The following is a 21,876-nucleotide window of genomic DNA, read 5'->3' as shown; positions in this document are numbered from 1 at the left end:
CCAGGAAAAGCACGACGGTGGGGAATGACTCAGTGTTCTAAGCGGCCTTGAGGCCCAGCTCGCGCAGCCGCTCGGCCAGGTAGCTGCCGGCGGTGTGGCGCTCGGACAGGCGCACCTCGGGCCGGGGATGCAGGAACAGCGGCAGCGAGACGCGCGCCTTGAGCCGCGCCGGCCCGCTCGGGTTGATGACGCGGTGGGTGGTCGAGGGCAGCCAGCCGCCGGTGGCCTCCTGCAGCATGTCGCCGGTGTTGATGACCAGCATGCCGAAGTCGCACGGCACGTCGCGCCAGACCTCGTCCAGGCCCAGCACCTGCAGGCCGGGCTCGCTGGCGGCGGGCAGCACAGTGAGCAGGTTGATGTCTTCGTGCGCGGCGGCGCGCACCGCGCCGGCGGGCTCGTCACCGGTCAGCGGCGGGTAGCGCAGCACGCGCAGCAGGTTCTGCTGGCTGGCCTCGATCATCTGCGGCAGCGGCATCGACAGGCGCGCGCGCACGTCAGCCGGCAGGTGCGCGTCGACCCAGTCGAGCAGCTGCGCCGCCAGCGTCTCGGCCTGCACGCGGTAGCGCTGCGCGGCGTCCGACACCTCGGCCGGGTAGCGGCCCCAGGGGTAGAGGTGGAAGAACTCCTTCAGGTCCTTCTGAGTGCGGCCCTTGGCGGTCTCGGACAGCGCCGTGCTGACGTAGCCGTCCTGCGTGGCGGCATCGAACGCGTAGGCGTGGCGGGCGGGCAGGTCGAAGAAGGCCGACCACTCGGCGTAGATCTGCTCGACCAGCGCCTGCGCGATCGGGTGCTGCGTCAGCACCGCGAAGCCGGTTTCGCGCAGGCTGCGGCAGAAGCGCTCGGGCGTGTCGGGCGCGGTGTAGTCGAGCACGGGGATGGCGGCTGGCGCTGCCACCGGCGCGGGCGGTTTGGGGCGTTGCGGCCGCGCCGGGTACTTGATGGCGTTGAGTGCCAGCTTGCGCTCCACGGCGGCGGCCACGTCGACGCCGCAGCGGTCGGCGATCTGCAGCAGGTAGGCCAGCACGTCGGCCATCTCCTCGCCCAGGTGCTGCTGCACTTCGGGCGTCAGCTGCTGCGATTCCTCGGGCGTGAGCCACTGGAAAATCTCCAGCAGCTCGGCGGCCTCGACCACCATCGCCATCGCCAGGTTCTTGGGCGTTTGATAGGACTCCCAGTCGCGCTCGGCCGAGAAGGCGCGCAGGCGGGATTGCAGCTCGGGGATGTTCATGCAGCAGGCTCCGGGTGTTGTCCGCATTGTGTCGCGGTGGCGATCCTGCACACTCACGCTCATGGAGCAGAACCCCGATTCCCCTGCCCGGCCGCGTCTGGCCTTCATCGGCGCCGGCCGCGTCGCCCAGGTGTTGAGCGGCGCCTTGCAGCACGCTGGCTGGCCGCTGGTGGCGGTAGCCAGTCGGCGGCTCGAATCGGCCCGGGCGCTGGCGCAGCGGCTGGGCGACCCGGGCCTGGCCTGCAGCGTCCAGCATGCGGTCGACCGTGCCGCGCTGGTGGTGTTGACGGTGCCCGACGACGCCATCGCAGCCACGGTGGCCAGCCTGCGCTGGCGGCCCGGCGTGGCGGTGGTGCACTGCAGCGGCGCGACCGAGGTCAGCGCGCTGCAGGCGGCGGCCGACGCGGGCGCGGCCATCGGCGGCCTGCATCCGCTGCAGATCTTCTCCGACCCGGCGCACACCACGCTGGCCGGCTGCAGCGCGGCGATCGAGGCCGACGGCGCGCTGCTGGCGCAACTGCAGCGCATGGCGGCCGACCTGGGCCTGCAGCCGCTGCGCCTGCCGGCCGGGGCGCGGGCGCGCTATCACGCGGCGGCGGCCTATTCGGCCAGCTACCTGCTGGCGCTGCTGCATGAGGCCACGCAGGTCTGGGCCAGCTTGGGTGTCAATGAGGCCGACGCGCTGCGCGCGCTGCTGCCGCTGGCGCGCGGCACGCTCGATGCGGCTGCGTCGCGGGGCTTGGTGGGCGCGCAGTCGGGGCCAATTTCGCGCGGAGATGCGGCGGTGGTGGCGCGTCAGTTGGCCGCGTTGTCAGCGCTGGGCCCAGGGCATGTCGAGATTTTTCGTGCATTTGGTTTGCGTCAGCTCGAATTGGTGCGCCAAGGCGGCCGTCTGGACGCCACCGTGCTGGAACATCTGGCCGCTAAACTGCAAGCAACCAACTCGTAAACGTCATGGCCCTTGCCTTTCGTCGCCAAAAGACTGTGTCCACGCTTGAATTGAAGAGCGCTTCGCTGACGCTGACCTCTCTGGCGCTCAAGTCGCCTGACTTGACCGAGCTTGCGCGCGAGTTGCAGGCCCAGGCGGCGGATGCTCCCGGCCTGTTCGACAACGATCCGCTGCTGATCGACCTGGCGCGGGTTCGAGAGGCCACCACGCCGCTGGACTTGCCTGCGCTGATTGCGCTGCTGCGTAAATACCACCTGCTGCCGCTGGCGGCCTGTGGTGGCAACGTCGACCAGATGGCCGCCGCCCGCGCGGCCGGCTTGGCCGAGGCGCCTGATGAAGCCGGCATTCGCACGGGCAGCAGCATGCCTGTGGACAACCCGTCCGAGATGCTCGCCGCACAGATCACGGCCCTGGAGCAGGCGGTGCACCAGGCGGCCAACGCGGCGCCCGAGGCAGCCAGGCTGTTGCCCGCCCTGGTGGTCGACCGGCCGCTGCGCTCGGGCCAGCAGATCTATGCGCGCGGGACCGATCTGGTCATGCTGGCGATGGTCAGCGCCGGTGCCGAGGTGATTGCCGACGGCAGCATCCACGTCTACGCACCCTTGCGCGGCCGGGCCATTGCCGGTGCCAAGGGCAACAGCCAGGCGCGGATCTTCAGCAGTTGCATGGAAGCGCAGCTGATCTCGATTGCGGGCACCTATCGCACCGTCGATGTGCCTTTTCCTGCCGATATCCAAGGCAAGCCGGCGCAAGTGCGCATGGACGGCGAGCGACTCGTGATCGAGCCGATCAAGTCCTGAGTACGGCCCGCCCCACCCCATTCCTATAAAAAGAAAGCAGAGACCTCACGATGTCCAAAATCATCGTCGTCACCTCCGGCAAAGGCGGCGTAGGCAAGACCACGACCAGCGCCAGCTTCGCCACCGGCCTGGCGCTGGCGGGTCACAAGACCGCCGTGATCGATTTCGACGTCGGCCTGCGCAACCTCGACCTGATCATGGGTTGCGAGCGCCGCGTCGTCTATGACCTGATCAATGTCATCCACCAGGAAGCCAACCTCAACCAGGCGCTGATCAAGGACAAGCAGTGCGAGAACCTCTACGTGCTGGCGGCCTCGCAGACGCGTGACAAGGACGCGCTGACGCAGGACGGCGTGGCCCGCGTGCTGTCCGAGTTGTCCGACATGGGCTTCGAGTACATCGTCTGCGACTCGCCCGCGGGCATCGAGACCGGCGCGCTGATGGCCATGCACTTTGCCGACGAGGCGCTGGTGGTCACCAACCCCGAGGTGTCGTCGGTGCGCGACTCCGACCGCATCCTGGGCATGCTGGCGTCCAAGACGCAGCGGGCGATCGAAGGCCGCGAGCCGATCAAGGAGCACCTGCTCATCACCCGCTACAACCCGACCCGCGTGCAGGGCGGGCAGATGCTGTCGCTCGATGACATCCAGGACATCCTGCGCATCAAGCTGATCGGCGTGATTCCGGAGTCAGAAGCCGTGCTCGACGCCTCCAACCAGGGCGTGCCCGTGATCCACATCAAGGGCACCGACGTGTCCGAGTCCTACAAGGATCTGGTCGAGCGCTTCCTCGGGCGCGACTGCCCGATCCGCTTCACCGAAGCCGTCAAACCCGGCTTCTTCAAGCGCGTCTTTGGCGGCAGGTGATGCGATGAGCTTGATGTCCCTTTTCCTCGGTGAGAAAAAACACACGGCCAGCGTCGCCAAGGAGCGCCTGCAGATCATCCTCGCCCATGAGCGCAGCGACCGCAGCAGCAGCACGCCTGACTACCTGCCGGCGCTGCAGCGCGAATTGCTGGCAGTGATCTCCAAGTACGTGCAGATCCAGTTGCAGGACATCAAGGTGCACCTGGAGCGTCAGGACAACCTGGAAGTGCTGGAAGTCAAGATCGAGTTGCCGGAGACGCCGCGCTGAGGGTCGCTCGCTGAGCGTGTCTACGCCAGCGCCCACACCGCCAGCACCAGCACGGCGATCACCGTGAGGGTCAAGGCCCAACGCCACCGTGCCGATCCACCTGCTGCGGCCTGCAGTTTCTGCTGCTCGCGCGCCAGCCATTGTTCGTAGACGGCGCGGCGCTGCGGGTCTTGCAGCACGTCGTAAGCCAGCTTCAACTGGCGTTGCTTGGCGGCGGCAGTTTCGGGCACGCCGGGCTGCGGCCAGGTGGCGTCGGCGTCCTGGCCGATGGCCTGTTCCGCCCCTTGCTCAGAGGCTGCGCGCTGATAGGCCTCGCTCAGCGTCACCTCATCGGCGTCGGGCGGCACGCCCAGGCGCTCGTGGTGCGTGGGGTGCAGCAAGGGGTTGCGCGCGCCTTGGCCCACGCCCGGCCCGCCCGGCTCCGCGTCACGCGGGGACGCCGGCCGCGTCGCATGCACCGGCGCGGAAACGTCGGGCGTGCGGATCTGGCGGGGCGAGAGCGGGTCCATGGCGGCGGGCTGCGTGCGTGACTGCGTGCCGTCCTTACTTCTTGGCCTTGACCGGCCGCGTCCAGTTGCTCAACACCACCTGCTTGCCGCGCGCCACCGCCAGGCTGCCGGCTGGCACGTCCTTGGTGATGGTCGAGCCGCCGCCCACCGTGGTGCCCGCGCCCAGCGTCACCGGCGCGATCAGCACGCAGTTGCTGCCCACATGCACATCGGCCTCGATCACGGTGCGGTGCTTGTTGGCGCCGTCGTAGTTGGCGGTGATGCTGCCGGCGCCGTAGTTGACGCGCTCGCCCACGGTCGCGTCGCCCAGGTAGGCGAGGTGGTTGGCCTTGGCGCCGCGCGCCAGCGTGCTGTTCTTGACCTCGACGAAGTTGCCGATGTGGACTTCGGCGCCCAGCTTGGCGCCGGGGCGCAGGCGGGCGAACGGGCCGATCAGCGCGCCCTCGCCCACTTCCACGCCCAGCGCTTCGCCGTCGATGTGGGTGAACGGGTGGATCACCGCGCCGGCCGCAATGACGGCGTTGCGGATGACGCAGTTCGCGCCGATGCTGACATCGTCGCCCAGCGTGACCGTGCCCTCGAAGACGCAGTTGACGTCGATGGCCACGTCGCGCCCGCAGGCCAGCGTGCCGCGCAGGTCGAAGCGGGCCGGGTCCATCAGGCGCACGCCGGCTTCCATCAGCGCGTCGGCCTGCTGGCGCTGGAAGCGGCGCTCCAGTTCGGCCAGCTGCAGCGGGCTGTTGACGCCCAGCACCTCGGTCTCGTTCTGGGCCAGCGTGGCCACCACCGGCACGCCGTCGGCCTCGGCCATGGCGACGATGTCGGTCAGGTAGTACTCCTTCTGCACGTTGTCGTTGCGCAGGTTGGCCAGCCAGCGCTTGAGCTGCGCGGTCGGCACGGCCATCATGCCGGTGTAGCCCTCGGTGATCTGGCGTTGCGCGGGCGTGGCGTCCTTGTGCTCGACGATGGCGAGCACGCGTTCGTGGTCCGCTGCGTCACGGACGATGCGGCCATAGCCGGTCGGGTCGGCCAGTTGCACCGTCAGCAGTGCGAGCTTTTCACCGCTGCACGCGGCGACCAGCGCGCGGGCAGTCTCGGCGCGCACCAGCGGCACGTCGCCGTTGAGGATCAGCGTGACGCCGGGTCCCTGGTCATCCGGGCCCAGCGCGGGAATCGCCTGCTGCACCGCATGGCCAGTGCCGAGTTGCGGCTCCTGGCGCACGAAGGCCAGCGGTGCGGTGGGCAGCGCGGCGCGCATGGCGGCTTCGACCGACTCGGCGCCGTGGCCGGTGATGGTGATGAGGCGATCCGCCCCCAGGCCGGCACCCGTCTCCAGGACGTGTTGCAATAAAGGCCGCCCAGCCAATGGGTGGAGAACCTTGGGGCGGGCAGATTTCATCCGCGTGCCCTTGCCGGCCGCCATGATCACGACATCTAGCCTCATGCGCTCATCCTCTCGATGGATCTTGTTTGGGGAATCCCGGATTATCGGCAGCCGATCGTGTCGGCTGAACCGGCGCTGGACCAGAACCGTGACCCTCGCCGCGCTTGCCCTGGTCTTGTGCGGCTGCAGCACGCTGCGGCTGGGCTACGGCCAGGGCGCCCGGCTCGGTACCTGGTGGGTCGATCGCTACCTCGACCTCGACGAGACCCAGGGCCGCCAGGTGCGCGCTGCGCTCGATCAGTGGCTGGTGGTGCACCGCCAAGGCGCGGTGGTTGGGCAGGGGCTGGCGGGCGACGTTGCCCTGCTGGAGCAGGCCGCACAGGAAGCGCGCCAGGAAGTCACGCCCGAGCAGGTCTGCGGCTGGTGGCAGAAGCTCGAACAGCGCCGCGACGCCTATCTGCAGCCGCTGGTGCCGGCCATGGCCGAACTGCTGCCGACGCTGACGCCCCAGCAACTGCGCCACCTGGAAGCGCGCTTCGCCAAGAACGACGCCACCTGGCGCGATGAACAACTGCCGCGCGACCCGCGCCAGCGCGAACAGGCGGCGATCGACCGGGTGCAGGAGCGCATCGAATCGCTCTACGGCCGACTCGACAGCAGCCAGCGCGACTTTCTGGCCGAGCAGGTACGCCGCTCGCCCTGGGACGCCGAGCGCTGGCTGACCGAGCGCCAGGCCCGCCAGCGCGACACGCTGGAGCGCTTTGCCCAGCTCGGTGCGGCGGCACAGCACCCGCGTCAGCGCCAGGAACAGGTGCAGGCCTGGTTGCAGCGCTTCACCCAACCCGCCAGCGAAGCCCAGAAAAGCCAGCGCCAAGCGCTGATGGCTTACCAGTGCCGCTTCATCGCCGAACTGCACCGCCGCACCACGCCGGCACAGCGCGAGAACGTGGCCGGAAAACTGCTCGGCTGGGCTGCCGACCTGCGCAGCTTCGTGCCTGTGGCGGGCGCGCCCGGCGTGGTTGGCGCCGTCAGCGCGTCGGGTCGAGCGGCACCGTGACGCGGCGCGTGCCCGGCGCGATGTCCGGGAAGCCCTGCAGCATGGCCTCGAACAGCGGCGCCAGCAGTGCATCGCCCGACAGGCGGCCTTCGGCGCGGGCGCGCAACTCCAGCAGCACCTTGCGGCTTGGCCGGTCGATCAGCAGCAGCGACGCCTCGCGGTAATCGCGGCTGTAGTTGTCAGGCCAGCCCGGCGGGCCGAAGTAGAGCGAGCCGGGCGCCGTGCCGATCGGGAAACCCAGGTTCACGCCACCGGAGACCCGTCCGCCCGAGCGCCCACCCGTCCCTATTCCCACACCCCAGCCGATGCTGCTGCCCGACGGATCGATCAGCCTGCCGGCGCGCGTGCCGACCTGCACCAGCACGTCGGCGCGGGCTGCGTCGGTGGCGGCGCTGAAGCCGACGCGTTCCAGCGCCTCACGCGCCGCGGCTTCCAGCGTGTCCTGCGCCGGTCCGCCGTCGGTTTGCGAAGGCAGGCGGTCGAACGCGAACGCGCCGGCAGCGCGCCCGGTGGGCCAGGCGCCGAAGCTCGCCACATCGACGCCGACCTGGTTGAAGGCGGCGCAGCCGGTCAGCACCACGGCGGCCAGCAGCAGCGCGGCGGCGCGGCTCCAGCGGGTCAACAGGGCGTTCGCGTGCATGGCGTTCCTTCCGGGGTGGGTGGATGAAATCAGCGTCGCCCGATCTGGTCGAGCGGGATCGTCACCTGCGCGGCGTTCAAGCCGGCGTCCGAGCTTGGCACGCTGGGCGCGCAGGCGTCTTCGTCCTCGTCAAAGGCCTTGTCGCCTGCAGCGTCGGCCACGCCGGTGGGCACCAGCGTCTCGAAGCCGAACAGCTGCCGGTCCAGCAGGTGCGACGGCACCACGTTGGCAAACGCGCGGTGCATGTTCTCGACGCGGCCTGGGTGCTTTTTCTCCCACTCGCGCAGCATGTTCTTGATCTGCACGCGCTGCAGGTTTTCCTGGCTGCCGCACAGCGTGCACGGAATGATCGGGAACTGCCGATGCTCGGCCCAGCGCTCCAGATCGGTCTCGGCCACATAGGCCAGCGGGCGGATCACGGTGTTCTTGCCGTCGTCGCTGACCAGCTTGGGCGGCATGCCCTTCAACTTGCTGCCGAAGAACATGTTCAGGAACACGGTGCCCAGGAAGTCGTCGCGGTGGTGGCCGAGCGCGATCTTGGTCGCGCCCAGCTCGCCCGCGACGCGGTACAGGATGCCGCGCCGCAGCCGCGAGCACAGGCTGCACATCGTCTTGCCCTCGGGGATGAGCTTGGTGACGATGCTGTAGGTGTCCTGGTTCTCGATGTGGAACTCGACGCCGCGGCTCTTGAGGTACTCGGGCAGCACGTGCTCGGGGAAACCGGGCTGTTTCTGGTCGAGGTTGACCGCCACGAGGCTGAACTGGATCGGCGCGCGCTGCTGCAGGTTGAGCAGCACATCCAGCATGCCGTAGCTGTCCTTGCCGCCCGACAGGCAGACCATGACGCGGTCGCCATCCTCGATCATGTTGTAGTCGGTGATCGCCTGGCCCACCAGCCGGTGCAGGCGCTTGGAGAGCTTGTTGGTCTCCAGCGCGGCGCGGCTGTCGGCGGCGGGGCTGTGGACAACTTCGCTCATCATGCGGCCTCCTTGATCCGGAACACCTCCACGCCCACGGCGGCGCAGTCCGGGTAGACGTCGGGCTTGGCGGTCGACACGCGCGCGGCGCGCACCTTGGGGTGGGCCAGCATCAGCGTGACGATGTCGTCGCAGAGCGTTTCCTGCAGCTGGATGTGGCCGCGCGAGACGCGCTCGCCCACGGTGCGGCGGATGAAGTCGTAGTCGACCACTTCGTCGAGTTCGTCGGCTGTGGGCGTGGTTTCAGCCAGCGGCACGAACAGGTCGACGTTGATCAGCACGCGCTGTTCGCCGCGCTTCTCGAAGTCGTGCACGCCGATGTTGATCCAGATGGCGTAATCGCTCAGGAAAACGCGTCGGCAGTCCATCAGGGCCGGGTGGATGAGCAGGCTGTGCATTCAGTTTTCCTTGACGAGATAGAGCACATCGCGCGGCTGGCCCAGCAGGTGCTGGCCGCCGTCGATCATCAGTGTGGTGCCGGTGAGGGCGGGAGATTCAATCGCAAAGCGCACGGCGCGGGCGATGTCGGCGGGGGTCGAAGAGCGGCCCAGCGGCGTGAGCTGGTGCGCGGCGGCGAACTCGGTCTCGTCCATCGGGCCCGAGACCAGCGTCACGCCCGGCGACACACCCACCAGCCGCAGCCGGGGCGCGAGCGCCAGCGCCAGCATCTGGTTGGCGGCCTGCAGCGCGGCCTTGGACAGCGTGTACGAGAAGTAATCCGGGTTGAGGTTGGCCAGCTTCTGGTCGAGCAGGTTGACGACGCAGCCATGGCCGTCGCGCGCCACCAGATGCGCGTGCAGCGCCTGCGCCAGCAGCACCGCCGGCGCGGTGTTGGCGCGCATGTGGCGGTCCATGGCGGCAAAGCTGAAGCTGGCCGGGTCGTCGTATTCGAAGGTGGAGGCGTTGTTCACCACCGCATCCACCCGACCAAACGCGGCCAGCACGGCCGGCAGCAGCGCGCGGCAGGCAGCCTCGTCGGCCAGGTCGGCCTGGAACAGTTCGGCGCGGGCGCCGAGGGCGCGCAGGTCGGCGGCGGTCTGCTCGGCCTCGGCCGCCGCGCCGCGGTAATGCAGCGCGATGTCGTGGCCGGCACGCGCCAGTTCCAGTGCAATCTCGCGCCCCAGGCGGCGTGCGGCGCCGGTCACCAACGCGACGGGACGGACAGTCAAAACAGGCGCAGGCATCGGCTTTCTACAATCCCAGAGTGAATACCAACCAACAACCCACCAGTGTAGCCAGCGCCCCCCAACCGTCCGGGGTGGCGGGCCAAGCCAGCGCGCATGTCAGCGAACTCGGCCGGCGCATCGCCGCCGAGATCGACGCCGCCGGCGGCTGGATCGGCTTCGAGCGCTTCATGGAGCTCGCCCTCTACGCCCCCGGCCTGGGCTACTACAGCCGCGGCGACCGCCAGTTCGGCGCCTTTCCGGCCACCGCCACCACGCCCGGCAGCGACTTCATCACCGCGCCCGAGATGTCGCCGCTGTTCGGCCGCGCCCTGGCGCGCCAGGTCGAGCAGGCGCTGCAGGCCAGCGGCACGGCGGAGGTCTGGGAGTTCGGCGCCGGCTCGGGCGCGCTCGCCGCGCAGTTGATCGGCGCGCTGGGCGACCAGATCAGCCGCTACACCATCGTCGACCTGTCCGGCACGCTGCGCGAACGCCAGGCGCTGACGCTGCAGGCCGCCGTGCCGGCGCAGGTGGACAAGGTGCGCTGGCTGGACGCGCTGCCGGCGCAGATCGAAGGCGTGGTGGTCGGCAACGAGGTGCTCGACGCCATGCCCGTGGCGCTGCTGGCGTTTGACGGCGCGCAGTGGTTCGAGCGCGGCGTGGCGCTTGATGCCACTGGCGCCTTCACCTACGCCGATCGCCCGACCGACCTGCGTTTGCCCGTTGAGGCCGCCTTCGTGCCTGGCACCGTGACCGAGTTGCCGCGCATCGCCAGCGCCTTCATCACCACGCTGGCGGCCACCCTGACGCGCGGCGCGGCCTTCTTCATCGACTACGGCTTCCCCGAGCACGAGTTCTACCTGCCGCAGCGCCATGGCGGCACGCTGATGTGCCACCGCGCGCACCAGGCCGACGGCAACCCGCTGGTCGACGTCGGCGACAAGGACATCACCGCCCACGTCGACTTCACGTCAATAGCGCTGGCCGCGCAGGACGCCGGCATGGACGTGCTCGGCTACACCAGCCAGGCCCGCTTCCTGTTCAACTGCGGCCTGCTGCAGGACCTGGCCAGCGCCGACCTGCGCCAGCGCGCCATGGCGCAGAAGTTGGTCACCGAGCACGAGATGGGCGAACTCTTCAAGGTCATCGCCCTGGCCGTTGCCGGCACCCCGCTCGACCCGCTCGGGTTCGTGCAGGGCGACCGCAGCCACACGCTCTGACCTCACGCCGAGGCAACCCATCCATGCGCTGGCTCATCATCTTCACCCTCAGCTTCCTGGTCTTCAACGGCCTGCAGGGCTGGCTGGAGAAGATCGGCCTGGGGCGCGTACCGGGTGATTTCAAGGTGCGGGTGGCGGGGCGGCACTGGTACTTTCCGTTCGGCTCGACCATTTTGCTCAGCCTGATTGCGGCGGCGCTGGCACGGTGGTTATAGGTGCGTCAGGGTTGTGGATAACTTTGTGAGCAAGTGAATTCTGTCATTCCCGCGCAGGCGGGAATCCAGGCGCACTAACCGCCATCGAGCTTCTGGATTCCCGCCTGCGCGGGAATGACAGAAACCTGGTTATCCACAGGTTGTTTCAACGGCTTCTACGCGCGCCACCGTCAGCGCACGGCCCAGATCCGGCCCCTTCAGACCACGCGCCTGCGCTGCAGCAATCACACTGCCGGCGTCCAGCGCCAGCGCGCGGGCCAGGGCTTCGCGCAGGCGGCCCGCTTGTGGATAACTTTGCTCTTCCAGGCCCAGCCGGCCACGCGCATCGGCCTCGCAGGCCTGCAGCGCCAGCGCGAAACGGTCGGCGCGGCGCCAGGCGTCGCAGCGGTCGAACAGGCGCACGGTGGCCTCGGCGCCCAGGTTGAGGCTGGCGTGGATGTTGCCGTGCTCGCGGGCGACCAGTTCGGCCAGCTCGCGGCAGTCGGTCGGCACGCGCAGGCGCTGGCACAGCGGCACCAGCAGCTTGACGCTGCGGCCCTCGTGGCCCAGGTGGCGCGGCAGGATATCCGCCGGCGTGTTGCCCTTGCCCAGATCGTGGCCGAGGCAGGCAAAGCGCGCCGCCAGCGGCAGGTTCATGCGGGCGGACTGGTCGAGCACCATTTCCAGGTGGATGCCGGTGTCGACCTCCGGGTGGTAATCGGCGCGCTGCGGCACGCCGTAGAGGCGGTCGACCTCGGGCAGCAGGCGTGCCAGCGCGCCGCAGTCGCGCAGCACCTGCAGCAGGCGGCTCGGGCGCGCTTCCATCAGGCCGCGGCTGAGTTCCTGCCAGACGCGCTCGGGCACCAGCGCGTCGACCTCGCCGGCCGCAACCATCTGCCGGCACAGCGCGATGGTTTCGGGCGCGACCGTGAAGTCATCAAACCGCGCCGCGAAGCGCGCCAGCCGCAGGATGCGCACCGGGTCTTCGGTGAACGCGGGGCCGACGTGGCGCAGCACGCGCGCGGCCAGATCACGCGCGCCGCCGAGCGGGTCGAGCAGCGCACCGCTCTCGTCCTGCGCCATCGCGTTGATGGTCAGGTCGCGGCGCGCCAGGTCGTCTTCGAGCGTGACCTCGGCGCCGGTGTGGAAGACGAAGCCGTGGTAGCCGGCGGCGGTCTTGCGCTCGGTGCGGGCCAGCGCGTATTCCTCATGCGTGGCCGGGTGCAGGAAGACCGGAAAGTCGCGCCCGACGGGCAGGAAGCCGGCGGCGGCCATCTGTTCGGGCGTGGTGCCGACGACGACCCAGTCGCGGTCGCCTTGCGGTCGGCCCAGCAACGCATCGCGCACCGCGCCGCCGACCAGCAGCGCGCGGGCGCCGGCGGGGAGTCGGGCGGCGGGCTTCATCGTCCGGCGGTGGAGCGCCAGACATCCAGGCGCGGCCACTGGTGCGCGGCGTGCTCGGCCAGCCACGGGCGCATGACGGCTTCGAGCGACGCGGCGCGGATGCCCAGCGCCTCCAGCCCTGGCAGGCGGCCGGTGGCGACGTTGGGCACGCGCATCGACGCCAGGTTGTCGGCCGACATCAGCGGCTCGCCCGGCGCCAGGCCCAGCACGGCGGCTTGCACGCGGCCAGCCCATTCGGGCAGCGGCAGCACCGGGCGGGCGTGGCCGGACCAGCGCCCGGCCAGGCGCACCAGCTCCGCCAGCGTCAGCACCTGCGGGCCGGCGCATTCGTAGGTCTGGCCGAGGGTGGCCGGGTCGTGCAGGCAGCGCAGCAGCGCGGCGGCCACGTCGCCCACCCACACCGGCTGGAAACGGGCGTGCGCGCCGGCCAGCGGCATCACGGGCGCCAGCGCCTGCAGGCCGGCGAAGAGGTTGATGAAACGGTCCTGCTCGCCAAAGATCACGCTCGGGCGCAGCACGGTCACCTCCAGGCCGGATTGGCGCAGCACCTGCTCGCCGCGCGCCTTGCTGCGCAGGTAGTTCGACGGCGCGGTGCCGCCTTCATCGGGCACGCCCAGCGCGCTGACATGCACCAGCCGCTTCACGCCTGCCCGCTGGCAGGCCTGCGCCAGGCGGGCGGGCAGCTGCACGTGCACGGCGTCGAACTGCGCCGCGCTGCCGTGCAGGATGGCGATCAGGTTGACCACCGCGTCGCAGCCAGCCAGCAGCCGGTCGAGTTGCGCCGGGTCGTGCACATCGGCGGTGCACAACTCGACGCCGGGCTGGATGGCGAGGGCCTTGGCGCGCTGCGGCCGGCGGCTCGGGATCCGCAGCGTCTGGGTGTCGCCGCTGGCCGCTTCGGCGCGTTCTTGCGCCCAGTGGGCCACCAGTGCGCTGCCGACGAAGCCGGTGCCGCCGAGGATCAGGATTTTTTTCATGTCAGGGCAGGTCCTTGTTTTCGATCGTGGCGGTGACGTTGCGCGGTGCGACCGCCGCGCCCAGCCGCTGCTTGAGGTTGACCGCGGTGCGCTGCCCCATCAAGGCCGCGTAGTAGCTGGTGTTGGAGAGCACTTTCTTGACGTAGTCGCGCGTTTCGCTGAACGGAATGTTCTCGGCCCAGGCGGCCACTTCCAGCACCGGGCCTTCGCGCCAGCGGCGCGGGCGGCCGGGGCCGGCGTTGTAGGCGGCGGCGGCCAGCGCCTGCGAGCCTTCGAAATCGTCCAGGATCAGCTTCAGGTAGCCCGCACCGAGGCGCAGGTTGGTGGCGCGTTCGGTGATCTGTTCGGGCGAAAAGTTCATGCCGAGTTTCTTGGCCGTCCACTTGGCGGTGGCAGGCATGACCTGCATCAGGCCCGAGGCGCCGACGTGCGAGCGCGCATCGCTGATGAAGCGCGACTCCTGCCGGATCAGCCCGTACATATAGGCCGGCTCCAGCCCGACTTCGGTGGCGGCGGCCAGCACTTCGGCGCGGTAGGGCGTGGGGAAGCGCTGCGCCATGTCGATCTCGCTGCGCGTGCGCTCGCTGGTGTTGATGCAGCGGTCCCACACCTCGCGGTCGCAGGCGCGCTGGGCGGCGGCGAGCAGGTCGCGGTCACTCAGTTCGCGGATGCTGAAGTTCCACTCGCGCACGCCTTCATTGCGCAGGCCGATGGCGATGAGCTGCAGCGCGCGGTTCAGGCCGGGTTTCTGGTCGGCGGTACGGCGCTCGTCCGGCGTCAGCGGCGCGGGGCGCGGCGGCAGGGTCTGGGCGCGGCCGAGTTCCTCGGCGGCCAGCTTGCCGTAGAAGTGATAGTCGCCGGCGATGTGTTCCATCAGTGCCTGCGCGGCCAGGCGCTGGGCTTCGCCGTCGGCCCCGGGCCGGGCGGTGGCAGCGGTGGCGCGGGCACGCCAGTAGACCCAGGTCGGCTCGGCGCGGGCGGCGGGGCCCATCACGCTGATGGCATCGGCCACGCGCTGCCAGCGGCCGGGGTCGGTGGCGCGCAGCGCGGCGCGGGCGCGCCAGGCCAGGGTGTCGTCGCTCCAGTCGACCTCGCGTGCCTGAGGCACGGCCAGTGCGCGCTGGAACCAGGCGTCGGCTTCGGGCTGCAGCTTGCGGGCGGCCTGATTGGCCACGGCGGCCCAAGTCCAGGCCAGGGTGTCGGGCGAGAGCTGGCCCGCCCAGCGCTCTTCGAGCTGGCCGGCGGCGGCGGCCGGGTCGCTGGTGGCCAGGCGCACCAGCGCCAGCACGGTCAACTCGGCGCCGGTGCGGTGGTTGGCGTCAGCCTTCCTGGCCAGGAAGCGCAGCGGCTGGTCCCACAGCTCGGTCAGTGATTTGTCGAGCGTGCCGTCGTTGAGCAGCGCGAGCGCTTCCCTTGTCAGTTTGAGCCGGCCGGTCTCGGCGCTCAGGCGGGCCTTGAGCCAGACGTCGGCCGAGGTCAGCTTGCGGGCGTCGTAGAGCGTGGCGGCCAGCAGGTTGCAGCCGTCGCCGGATTCGCGCTGGCTGAGCCAGGCGGTACGGCCGGCGCTGCGCACGTCTTCGCCGTTGAGGTGGCGGATGACCAGCGCGTAGCAGGCGACCTCGCGGTCGTCGGCCATGCGGAAGCGCGGCAACTCGGCGCTGAAGTTGCGCCAGTCGCGCCGCCGGCCCAGCTCGAGCAGCCAGTCGTTGCGCAGCCGGTCTTCGACGTAGCTGCCCGGCCAGCGGGCGTAGAAGGCTTCCAGCTCGGGCTGGCTGGCGTCGGTCAGGCGGTTGTTGAGTTCCCAGTAGTCGGCCCACAGTGCCAGCGGGTGACGGGCGGCGGTCAGCTCATCGCGTGCGGCAGCGAGCCGGGCGCGGTCTTTCTTGCGCAGGGCTTCGCGCGCATCGAGCAGGCGCGCGTCCAGCGGCCGCAGGTCGGCCGGGCGTGAGTCGACCACGGCGGGCGCGCCGGCATCGACCGGAGGCTGCGCAGTTTGAGCGGCTGCGGCCAGCGACAGGCCGGCGAGCAGGAGGGGCAAGGTGGCGGGGACGTGCTTCATGGCGGTGATCTCGGAACAGCGTCCGCACGCGGCGGACTCGACAGCGTCAAGCATAGGTCGCAAAGCTTGCCGCTGTATGTACCTGAATCATCACCCTGGCGCATCGCCCGGCGATTCCTGTGCTGCCCTGCGCTTCAGGTCGCCGCCATGTCGATGGCGGCGCGCACCTGCGCGGCCTGTGTCGCCATCCAGTCGCGCAGCTTCAGCACCTCGGGCCGCGCCGCCGAGCTGCTGGCCAGGATCAGCCAGTAGCCATAGGGCACGGCGTCGCGGCCGGCGGGGCCGAAGGGCTCGACCAGCTCGCCGCGCGCCAGCATCTCGGTCACCAGCGGCAGCCGCGCCAGCACCACGCCCTGGCCGACCTGCGCCGCCTGCACGCGCTGGTGGTCGTAGTTGAGGTAGACCCAGCGCTGCGGCTGCAGCGCGGCCAGGCCCCGCTCGGCCAGCCAGTGCTCCCAGCGCCGGTAGCCGCTGCTGCCCAGGTGCAGCGCCTCGACCTCCAGCAGCGTGTGCTGCGCCAGATCGGCCGGCGTGCGCAGCGGCGCCACCTCGCCGCGGGCGGCGCGCTCCAGGTACCAGGGGCTGACGACCGGGGTGAGCACCTCGTCGAACAGGCGCAGCGCGCCGGGCGGTGCGGCATCGGGGTGGCAGTAGCGCAGCGCCATGTCGATGTCGGGATCGTCCATGTCGTGCAGCGCGTCGTGCGCGGCGATGCGGATGTCCAGCGCCGGCTGCTGGCGCTGGAAGGCCTCCAGCCGCGGAATCAGCCACAGCGTCGCGAACGAGGCAAACGTGGTCACGCTGACCCGGGGCCGCGCGCCCGCGCTGCGGATCTGGCGCACCGCCAGGTCCAGCCGCTCCAGCCCCGGCTGCACCGCGCGCAGCAGCGTGGCACCGGCGCCAGTCAGCGCCACCTGGCGGGTGTCGCGCTGGAAGAGCTGCGCGCCCAGCTCTTCTTCCAGGCCCTTGATCTGGCGGCTGATGGCCGACTGGGTCAGGAACAGCTCCTCGCCCGCCACCCGAAAACTCAGGTGCCGCGCCACGGCCTCAAAGGCCCGCAGCGCCTGCAGCGACAGCGGCCGTTGCCGGCTGCTCATGCGCCAGGCGCATCAATCATCACGACCGATCTCATTGGACGATGCTCCTGTTTCTGCAGATGATCCCATCATCCTAACGCCACCGGAGCGCCCCATGAGCCACCTTCAAGACTTGCTTGCTGCGCATCAATCCCACCTCGGTGCCGTGGGTGTGCAGCACTGGCGCGTGCGCCGTGCCGGCGTCCTGCACGTGCAGGACGGCGCGCTGTGGCTGACCCGCCCGGGCCACCTCACCGACCACGTGCTGCCCGCCGGCAGCGCCCTGCCGCTGGCGGTGGGCGAGCAAGTCACGCTCAGTGCCTGGGAGGCTGGAAAGACGGCGTCCGGGGTGAGCTGGCACTGGCAACCACAGGGCCGGGCCGTACCGCGTGCACTTCACTGGGCGGCGCACGGCCTGGCGCGGCTCCTGAGCCGGCTGGCCCGCGGGCTGGACGCGCTGGCGGCCCGCTGCAGGCTTGATGCCGCCGGGGCGTGACCGCACAATCGGCATTCCTTTGCCTCTGCCGCTTCGGCCCGACCGCATGTCCACCTTCCAACTGCCTGAACCGCCGCGCGACAAGGCCTCGCTGCGCAAGCAACTGCAGGCCGAACGCATGTCGATGAGCGACCGCCACCAGCGCTCGGTGCAACTGCAGGAGGTGCTGCGCGTCTGGCTGCTGACGCGCAAGGAGCAGAGCATCGGCGCGTTCTGGTCCATCAAGGGCGAGTTCGACGCGCTGCCCGCGCTCTACCGCTGGACCGAGGGCGAGGCCAACCGCCGCATCGGTCTGCCGGTGATCGACAAGAAGACCAAGCAGCTGCGCTTCCACGTCTGGTACCCCGGCTGCCCGATGGAGGAAGACGCCTACGGCATCTTGAAGCCCAAGGACACCGAGCAGTTCCACCCCGAACTGCTGCTGGTGCCCTGCGTCGGCTTCGGCCCCCACGGCGTGCGGCTGGGCTACGGCGGCGGCTTCTACGACCGCACGCTGGCTTCACTCAAGCCCATGCCCTACACCGCCGGCGTGGGCTACGCGCACGGTTTCATTCCGTGGCTGAAGGCCGAGCCGCACGACGTGCCGCTGGACGCGATGCTGACCGAGGACGGCGCCGGCTGGGACCGCGAGGCTTGACCGTCATTCCCGCGAAGGCGGGAATCCAGGCGCACTCACCGTCACCGAGCTTCTGGATTCCCGCCTTCGCGGGAATGACGAGGCTGCGACCGCGCGCCCAGCGCCGCCGTCAGCAGCGCCTGGGTGTAGGCGTGCTGCGGGGTGCGGAAGATGGCTTCGGTGCTGCCGCGCTCGACCACCTGGCCGTCCTTCATCACCAGCACCTGGTGCGACATGGCACGCACCACCGCCAGGTCGTGGCTGATGAAGATGTAGCTCAGGCCGTGCTCGCGCTGCAGTTGCGCCAGCAGCGTCAGCACCTGCTGCTGCACCGACACATCGAGCGCCGAGGTCGGCTCGTCCAGTACCAGCAGCGCGGGTTTCAGCACCAGCGCGCGGGCGATGGCGATGCGCTGGCGCTGGCCGCCGCTGAACTCGTGCGGATAGCGGCCGAGCAGGTCGTGCAGGTTGCCGCTGGTGTTCAGGCCGACGTCGCCCAGCGCGGCCAGGGTGCGCACGGTGCGTTGTTCGGCGCTCAGCTCGGGGCAATGCAGCGCCAGCCCCTCGCCGACGATCTGGCCGACCGTCTGGCGCGGCGACAGCGACGCAAACGGGTCCTGAAACACCACCTGCATGCGCCGGCGCAGTGCGCGCAGGCTGCGGGCGTCGGCGGTGTCGATGCGGCTGGTGGTGCCGCCGCCGAGCGCCAGCTCCACCGTGCCGCCCGCCAGCGGCTGCAGCGCCAGCAGCGCCATGCCCAGCGTGGTCTTGCCCGAGCCCGATTCGCCGACGATGCCCAGCGTCTGGCCGCGCGGCACTGTCAGGCTGACGTCGCGCACCGCGCTGAACACCTTCTTGCGCCACAGGCCCTGGGCGATGGCGAAATCGACCTTCACGCCCTGGGCGCGCAGCACCGTGGTGGGGTTGGGCGGCGCGGCTTCCACCAGCCGCTGCGGCCGGCTCGCCAGCAGGTGGCGGGTGTAGGCGTGCTGGGGCTGGGCGAAGACGGCTTCGGTCGGGCCGGTCTCGACCAGCTGGCCGCGCTCCATCACCGCGACGCGGTCGCTGTGGCGGCGCACCAGGTTCAGGTCGTGGGTGATGAGCAGCAGCGCCATGCCGAACTCCTGCTGCAGCTCGGTCAGCAGCGCCAGGATCTGCGCCTGCACCGTCACGTCGAGCGCGGTGGTCGGCTCGTCGGCGATCAGCAGGCGCGGCTTGCAGGCCAGCGCCATGGCGATCATGGCGCGCTGGCGCTGGCCGCCGGAGAGTTCGTGCGGGTAGGCGTCGACCCGGCGCTCGGGCTCGGCAATGCCGGTGCGCGCCAGCAGCTCGATGGCACGGGCGCGGGCGGCGTTGGCGCGCAGGCCCTCGTGCAGCTCCAGCACCTCGATGATCTGGTTGCCCACCGTGTAGAGCGGGTTGAGCGCCGTCATCGGCTCCTGGAAGATCATGGCGATGTCGCGGCCGCGCAGGCCGCGCATCTGGCGCTCGCTGTGCTGCAGCAGGTCGACGCCGTCGAAGCGGATCGCGCCGCTCGTCTGCGCCGCATCCACCAGCCGCAGCAGCGACAGCGCGGTGATCGACTTGCCCGAGCCCGACTCGCCCACCAGTGCCAGCCGCTCGCCGGGCGCGAGCGCGAAGCTCACGCCGTCGACCACGCGCTGGCTGCCGAAGCTGACCGTCAGGCCCTCGACGCTCAACAGCGGCGCGGCAGGAATCGGGGTGTCTGGGGTCATGATTTGCGCGTGTCGAAAGCGTCGCGCAGCGCTTCGCCGATGAAGGTCAGCGCCAGCATGGTCAGCACCAGCAGCGCAAAAGTCGGGCCGATGATCCACCAGGCGTCCAGGTTGGCCTTGCCCTGGCGCAGCAGTTCGCCCAGCGACGGCGTCGAGGCCGGCACGCCCAGGCCGAGGAAGTCCAGCGACGTCAGCGCGACGATGGCCCCGCTCATGCGGAACGGCAGGAAGGTGATCACCGGCGTGAGCGAGTTCGGCAGCACATGCCGCCAGATGATCTGCCGCCGCGACAGCCCCAGCGCACGCGCCGCCTTGACGTATTCCAGGTTGCGGTTGCGCAGGAACTCGGCGCGCACGTAGTCGCTCAGGCCCATCCAGCCCCACAGGCTCAGCAGCACCAGCAGCAGCAGCAGTGAGGGCTCGAAGATCGACGCGAAGATGATCAGCAGGTACAGCTCGGGCACCGCGCCCCAGATCTCGATCAGCCGCTGCAGCACCAGATCGGTCCGCCCGCCCAGATAGCCCTGCAGCGCGCCGGCGGCCATGCCCAGCAGCGTGCCCGCCAGCGTCAGCGCCAGCGCAAACCAGATGCTGATGCGGAAGCCGTAGATCAGCCGCGCCAGCATGTCGCGGCCCTGCGCGTCGGTGCCGAGCCAGTTGAGCGCGCTCGGCGGCATCGGGCTGGGCAGCGGGTCGAAGTAGTTCAGCGAGGTGGCCGAGTGCGGGTTCAGCGTCGACAGCGCCCAGTTGCCCGGCTGCTGGAAGCGCTGCACGATGAAGTCGTCCTTCCAGTCGGTCGGCGTGGCGAAGTCGCCGCCGTAGGCGGTCTCGGGCGGATTGGCCAGCATCGGCAGGCTGAACTCGCCCTGGTAGCGCACCAGCAGCGGCCGGTCATTGCTGACCAGTTCGGCCAGCGTCGACAGCACCAGCAAGATGCCGAACAGCCACAGCGAGACATAGCCGATGCGGTTGCGCTTGAAGCGCGCCCACGCCCGTTGATTAGGAGAAAGCGAAGTAGATCCAGCCATGCTTCAGCGCCCCGCCTTCGTGAACTGCACGCGCGGATCGACCGCCACGTACAGCAGGTCCGACACCAGCTTGACCACCAGCCCGATCAGCGTGAAGAAGTAGAGCGAGCCGAGCACGACCGGATAGTCGCGCCGGATCACCGCCTCGTAGCCCAGCTGGCCCAGGCCGTCGAGCGAGAACAGGTTCTCGATCAACACCGAGCCGGCGAAGAACGCCCCCACGAACGCTGCCGGGAAACCGGTGATGAGCGGAATCAGCGCATTGCGGAAGATGTGCTTGTAGAGCACCCGCTGGCTCGACAGGCCCTTGGCGCGCGCCACCAGCACGTACTGCTTGCGCATCTCCTCGACGAAGGTGTTCTTGGTCAGCATCGTGGTGACGGCAAAGCTGCCGATGGTCATGCACACCAGCGGCAGCGCCAGGTGCCAGAAGTAGTCGGCGATGCGCGCTGTCCAGCTCAGCGTGGCCCAGTTGTCGGAGGTGAGCCCGCGCAGCGGAAACCAGTCCAGGTAGGTGCCGCCGGCAAACACCACGATCAGCAGCACGCCCAGCACGAAGCCAGGAATCGCATAGCCCACCAGCACCAGCAGCGTGGTCGCCACGTCGAAGCGCGAGCCATCGCGCACCGCCTTGGCCACGCCCAGCGGCACCGACACCAGGTAGGACAGCAGAAAGCTCCACAGCCCCAGGCTGATCGAGACTGGCAGCTTCTCCTTGATCAGGCTCCACACGTCCTTGTTGAACATGAAGCTGCGGCCCAGGTCGAAGCGCGCGAAGCGGCCCAGCATGTCCATGAAGCGCACATGCGCCGGCTGGTCGAAGCCGTAGAGCGCCTTGAGTTCCTCGATTTGCTTCTTGTCGATGTCGCGGCTGGCCTTGTAGCCGCCGCCCTCACCACCCGAGCCCCCCTTCTGCGTCTGCCGCGCCTCGGCCATCAGCTGCTCGACCGGCCCGCCCGGCACGAACTGGATCACGATGAAGGTGATGGTCAGCGCCCCCAGCAGGGTGGGCAGCATCAGCAGGACGCGCTTGAGGATGTAGGCGAGCATGGGATCAGACCTTTTTCCCGTCATTCCCGCGCAGGCGGGAATCCAGGCGCTGTAACGATGAAGTGGTGAAACGGCCATGCCGCCCTGCATGAGGCAGCACTGGATTCCCGCCTGCGCGGGAATGACGGGGGTCTGGGCGGCAAGGTCAGCGGCGTACGCGGGAATGACGGAACTGATCT

23 protein-coding genes are annotated in these 21,876 nt (G+C 69.8%); 9 read left to right on the top strand and 14 right to left on the bottom strand.

The genetic code is table 11. The features are described from left to right. Positions 1–37 precede the first annotated feature (37 nt). Entirely contained in the window at positions 38–1,228 is a 1,191-nt protein-coding gene (locus AC5IG3_RS10035; RefSeq protein ID WP_491906159.1) for a 2OG-Fe(II) oxygenase family protein, read from the bottom strand. A gap of 61 nt (positions 1,229–1,289) precedes the next feature. On the opposite strand from AC5IG3_RS10035, the gene AC5IG3_RS10030 reads away from it, so the two are divergent. From AC5IG3_RS10030 to minE, 4 genes are read left to right on the top strand one after another with little or no spacing between them, the layout of a single operon-like run. Beyond that, on the top strand, positions 1,290–2,177 hold the full coding sequence (locus AC5IG3_RS10030; protein ID WP_491906158.1) for a Rossmann-like and DUF2520 domain-containing protein: 888 nt from the start codon (positions 1,290–1,292) through the stop codon (positions 2,175–2,177). Positions 2,178–2,182: 5 nt separating this feature from the next. Continuing rightward, positions 2,183–2,977: a septum site-determining protein MinC gene (minC, locus tag AC5IG3_RS10025; RefSeq protein ID WP_491906157.1), complete on the top strand. Its 795-nt coding sequence runs from the start codon at positions 2,183–2,185 to the stop codon at positions 2,975–2,977. 50 nt (positions 2,978–3,027) lie between these two features. Then, positions 3,028–3,843 (top strand): septum site-determining protein MinD, encoded by an 816-nt coding sequence (gene minD / locus AC5IG3_RS10020; protein WP_491906156.1) that lies wholly within the window; start codon positions 3,028–3,030, stop codon positions 3,841–3,843. Positions 3,844–3,847: 4 nt separating this feature from the next. Next, positions 3,848–4,111 (top strand): cell division topological specificity factor MinE, encoded by a 264-nt coding sequence (minE, locus tag AC5IG3_RS10015; RefSeq protein WP_491906155.1) that lies wholly within the window; start codon positions 3,848–3,850, stop codon positions 4,109–4,111. 20 nt (positions 4,112–4,131) lie between these two features. Here the strand turns inward: minE and AC5IG3_RS10010 are convergent, their stop codons facing one another. Both AC5IG3_RS10010 and glmU read right to left on the bottom strand, forming a co-directional pair. Next, on the bottom strand, positions 4,132–4,620 hold the full coding sequence (locus AC5IG3_RS10010; protein WP_491906154.1) for a J domain-containing protein: 489 nt from the start codon (positions 4,618–4,620) through the stop codon (positions 4,132–4,134). A 34-nt stretch (positions 4,621–4,654) separates the two neighbouring features. Beyond that, the gene (gene glmU / locus AC5IG3_RS10005) at positions 4,655–6,064 is read right to left on the bottom strand and encodes a bifunctional UDP-N-acetylglucosamine diphosphorylase/glucosamine-1-phosphate N-acetyltransferase GlmU (RefSeq protein WP_491906153.1); all 1,410 of its coding nucleotides are present in this window, start codon (positions 6,062–6,064) and stop codon (positions 4,655–4,657) included. 88 nt (positions 6,065–6,152) lie between these two features. On the opposite strand from glmU, the gene AC5IG3_RS10000 reads away from it, so the two are divergent. Continuing rightward, positions 6,153–7,061, top strand: coding sequence for a DUF6279 family lipoprotein (locus tag AC5IG3_RS10000; RefSeq protein ID WP_491906152.1), 909 nt, complete (start codon positions 6,153–6,155; stop codon positions 7,059–7,061). Here the strand turns inward: AC5IG3_RS10000 and AC5IG3_RS09995 are convergent. Genes AC5IG3_RS09995 through AC5IG3_RS09980 form a run of 4 tightly spaced genes read right to left on the bottom strand, consistent with a single transcriptional unit; the run spans position 7,033 to position 9,862 of the window. Further along, positions 7,033–7,701, bottom strand: coding sequence for a DUF4136 domain-containing protein (locus AC5IG3_RS09995; RefSeq protein WP_491906151.1), 669 nt, complete (start codon positions 7,699–7,701; stop codon positions 7,033–7,035). The genes AC5IG3_RS10000 and AC5IG3_RS09995 overlap by 29 nt on opposite strands. 29 nt (positions 7,702–7,730) lie before the next feature. Next, positions 7,731–8,678, bottom strand: coding sequence for a tRNA 2-thiocytidine(32) synthetase TtcA (gene ttcA / locus AC5IG3_RS09990; protein ID WP_491906150.1), 948 nt, complete (start codon positions 8,676–8,678; stop codon positions 7,731–7,733). Beyond that, on the bottom strand, positions 8,678–9,076 hold the full coding sequence (locus tag AC5IG3_RS09985) for a dihydroneopterin aldolase (RefSeq protein ID WP_491906149.1): 399 nt from the start codon (positions 9,074–9,076) through the stop codon (positions 8,678–8,680). Before AC5IG3_RS09985 ends, ttcA begins: the two co-directional genes overlap by 1 nt. Further along, entirely contained in the window at positions 9,077–9,862 is a 786-nt protein-coding gene (locus AC5IG3_RS09980; protein WP_491906148.1) for an SDR family oxidoreductase, read from the bottom strand. Between the two features lie 20 nt (positions 9,863–9,882). On the opposite strand from AC5IG3_RS09980, the gene AC5IG3_RS09975 reads away from it, so the two are divergent. Then, positions 9,883–11,061 carry a class I SAM-dependent methyltransferase gene (locus tag AC5IG3_RS09975; protein WP_491906147.1) on the top strand — a complete coding sequence of 393 codons (1,179 nt, stop codon included), beginning with the start codon at positions 9,883–9,885 and terminating at the stop codon, positions 11,059–11,061. A 23-nt stretch (positions 11,062–11,084) separates the two neighbouring features. Then, positions 11,085–11,276: a DUF2905 domain-containing protein gene (locus AC5IG3_RS09970; protein WP_491906146.1), complete on the top strand. Its 192-nt coding sequence runs from the start codon at positions 11,085–11,087 to the stop codon at positions 11,274–11,276. A gap of 129 nt (positions 11,277–11,405) precedes the next feature. Here AC5IG3_RS09970 and AC5IG3_RS09965 read toward each other — a convergent pair whose 3' ends face one another. From AC5IG3_RS09965 to AC5IG3_RS09950, 4 genes are all read right to left on the bottom strand, one after another. Continuing rightward, complete coding sequence (locus AC5IG3_RS09965; RefSeq protein WP_491906145.1) at positions 11,406–12,659, bottom strand: multifunctional CCA addition/repair protein; 1,254 nt, start codon at positions 12,657–12,659, stop codon at positions 11,406–11,408. Further along, positions 12,656–13,636 (bottom strand): complex I NDUFA9 subunit family protein, encoded by a 981-nt coding sequence (locus AC5IG3_RS09960; RefSeq protein ID WP_491906144.1) that lies wholly within the window; start codon positions 13,634–13,636, stop codon positions 12,656–12,658. Before AC5IG3_RS09960 ends, AC5IG3_RS09965 begins: the two co-directional genes overlap by 4 nt. 1 nt (position 13,637) lies before the next feature. Beyond that, a complete protein-coding gene (locus tag AC5IG3_RS09955; RefSeq protein WP_491906143.1) occupies positions 13,638–15,695 on the bottom strand; it encodes a lytic transglycosylase domain-containing protein in 2,058 nt (685 codons plus the stop codon). A gap of 134 nt (positions 15,696–15,829) precedes the next feature. Beyond that, positions 15,830–16,792 carry a LysR substrate-binding domain-containing protein gene (locus AC5IG3_RS09950; RefSeq protein WP_491906142.1) on the bottom strand — a complete coding sequence of 321 codons (963 nt, stop codon included), beginning with the start codon at positions 16,790–16,792 and terminating at the stop codon, positions 15,830–15,832. A 94-nt stretch (positions 16,793–16,886) separates the two neighbouring features. Between AC5IG3_RS09950 and AC5IG3_RS09945 the strand changes: the two genes are divergently transcribed. Together AC5IG3_RS09945 and AC5IG3_RS09940 are read left to right on the top strand one after the other, a co-directional pair. After that, entirely contained in the window at positions 16,887–17,267 is a 381-nt protein-coding gene (locus AC5IG3_RS09945; protein WP_491906141.1) for a DUF2917 domain-containing protein, read from the top strand. Positions 17,268–17,313: 46 nt separating this feature from the next. Then, positions 17,314–17,904 (top strand): 5-formyltetrahydrofolate cyclo-ligase, encoded by a 591-nt coding sequence (locus AC5IG3_RS09940; protein ID WP_491906140.1) that lies wholly within the window; start codon positions 17,314–17,316, stop codon positions 17,902–17,904. A 41-nt stretch (positions 17,905–17,945) separates the two neighbouring features. Here AC5IG3_RS09940 and AC5IG3_RS09935 read toward each other — a convergent pair whose 3' ends face one another. Genes AC5IG3_RS09935 through AC5IG3_RS09925 form a run of 3 tightly spaced genes read right to left on the bottom strand, consistent with a single transcriptional unit; the run spans position 17,946 to position 21,697 of the window. After that, the gene (locus AC5IG3_RS09935) at positions 17,946–19,619 is read right to left on the bottom strand and encodes an ABC transporter ATP-binding protein (protein WP_491906139.1); all 1,674 of its coding nucleotides are present in this window, start codon (positions 19,617–19,619) and stop codon (positions 17,946–17,948) included. Further along, positions 19,616–20,647: an ABC transporter permease gene (locus tag AC5IG3_RS09930; protein WP_491906138.1), complete on the bottom strand. Its 1,032-nt coding sequence runs from the start codon at positions 20,645–20,647 to the stop codon at positions 19,616–19,618. Before AC5IG3_RS09930 ends, AC5IG3_RS09935 begins: the two co-directional genes overlap by 4 nt. 3 nt (positions 20,648–20,650) lie before the next feature. Next, complete coding sequence (locus AC5IG3_RS09925) at positions 20,651–21,697, bottom strand: microcin C ABC transporter permease YejB (RefSeq protein ID WP_491906137.1); 1,047 nt, start codon at positions 21,695–21,697, stop codon at positions 20,651–20,653. Positions 21,698–21,876 lie beyond the last annotated feature (179 nt).

The organism is Leptothrix sp. (in: b-proteobacteria), assembly GCF_965250675.1.
In the GTDB taxonomy this organism is placed as follows: domain Bacteria; phylum Pseudomonadota; class Gammaproteobacteria; order Burkholderiales; family Burkholderiaceae_C; genus Sphaerotilus.
This window is presented reverse-complemented; position numbering and strand designations above follow the sequence as displayed.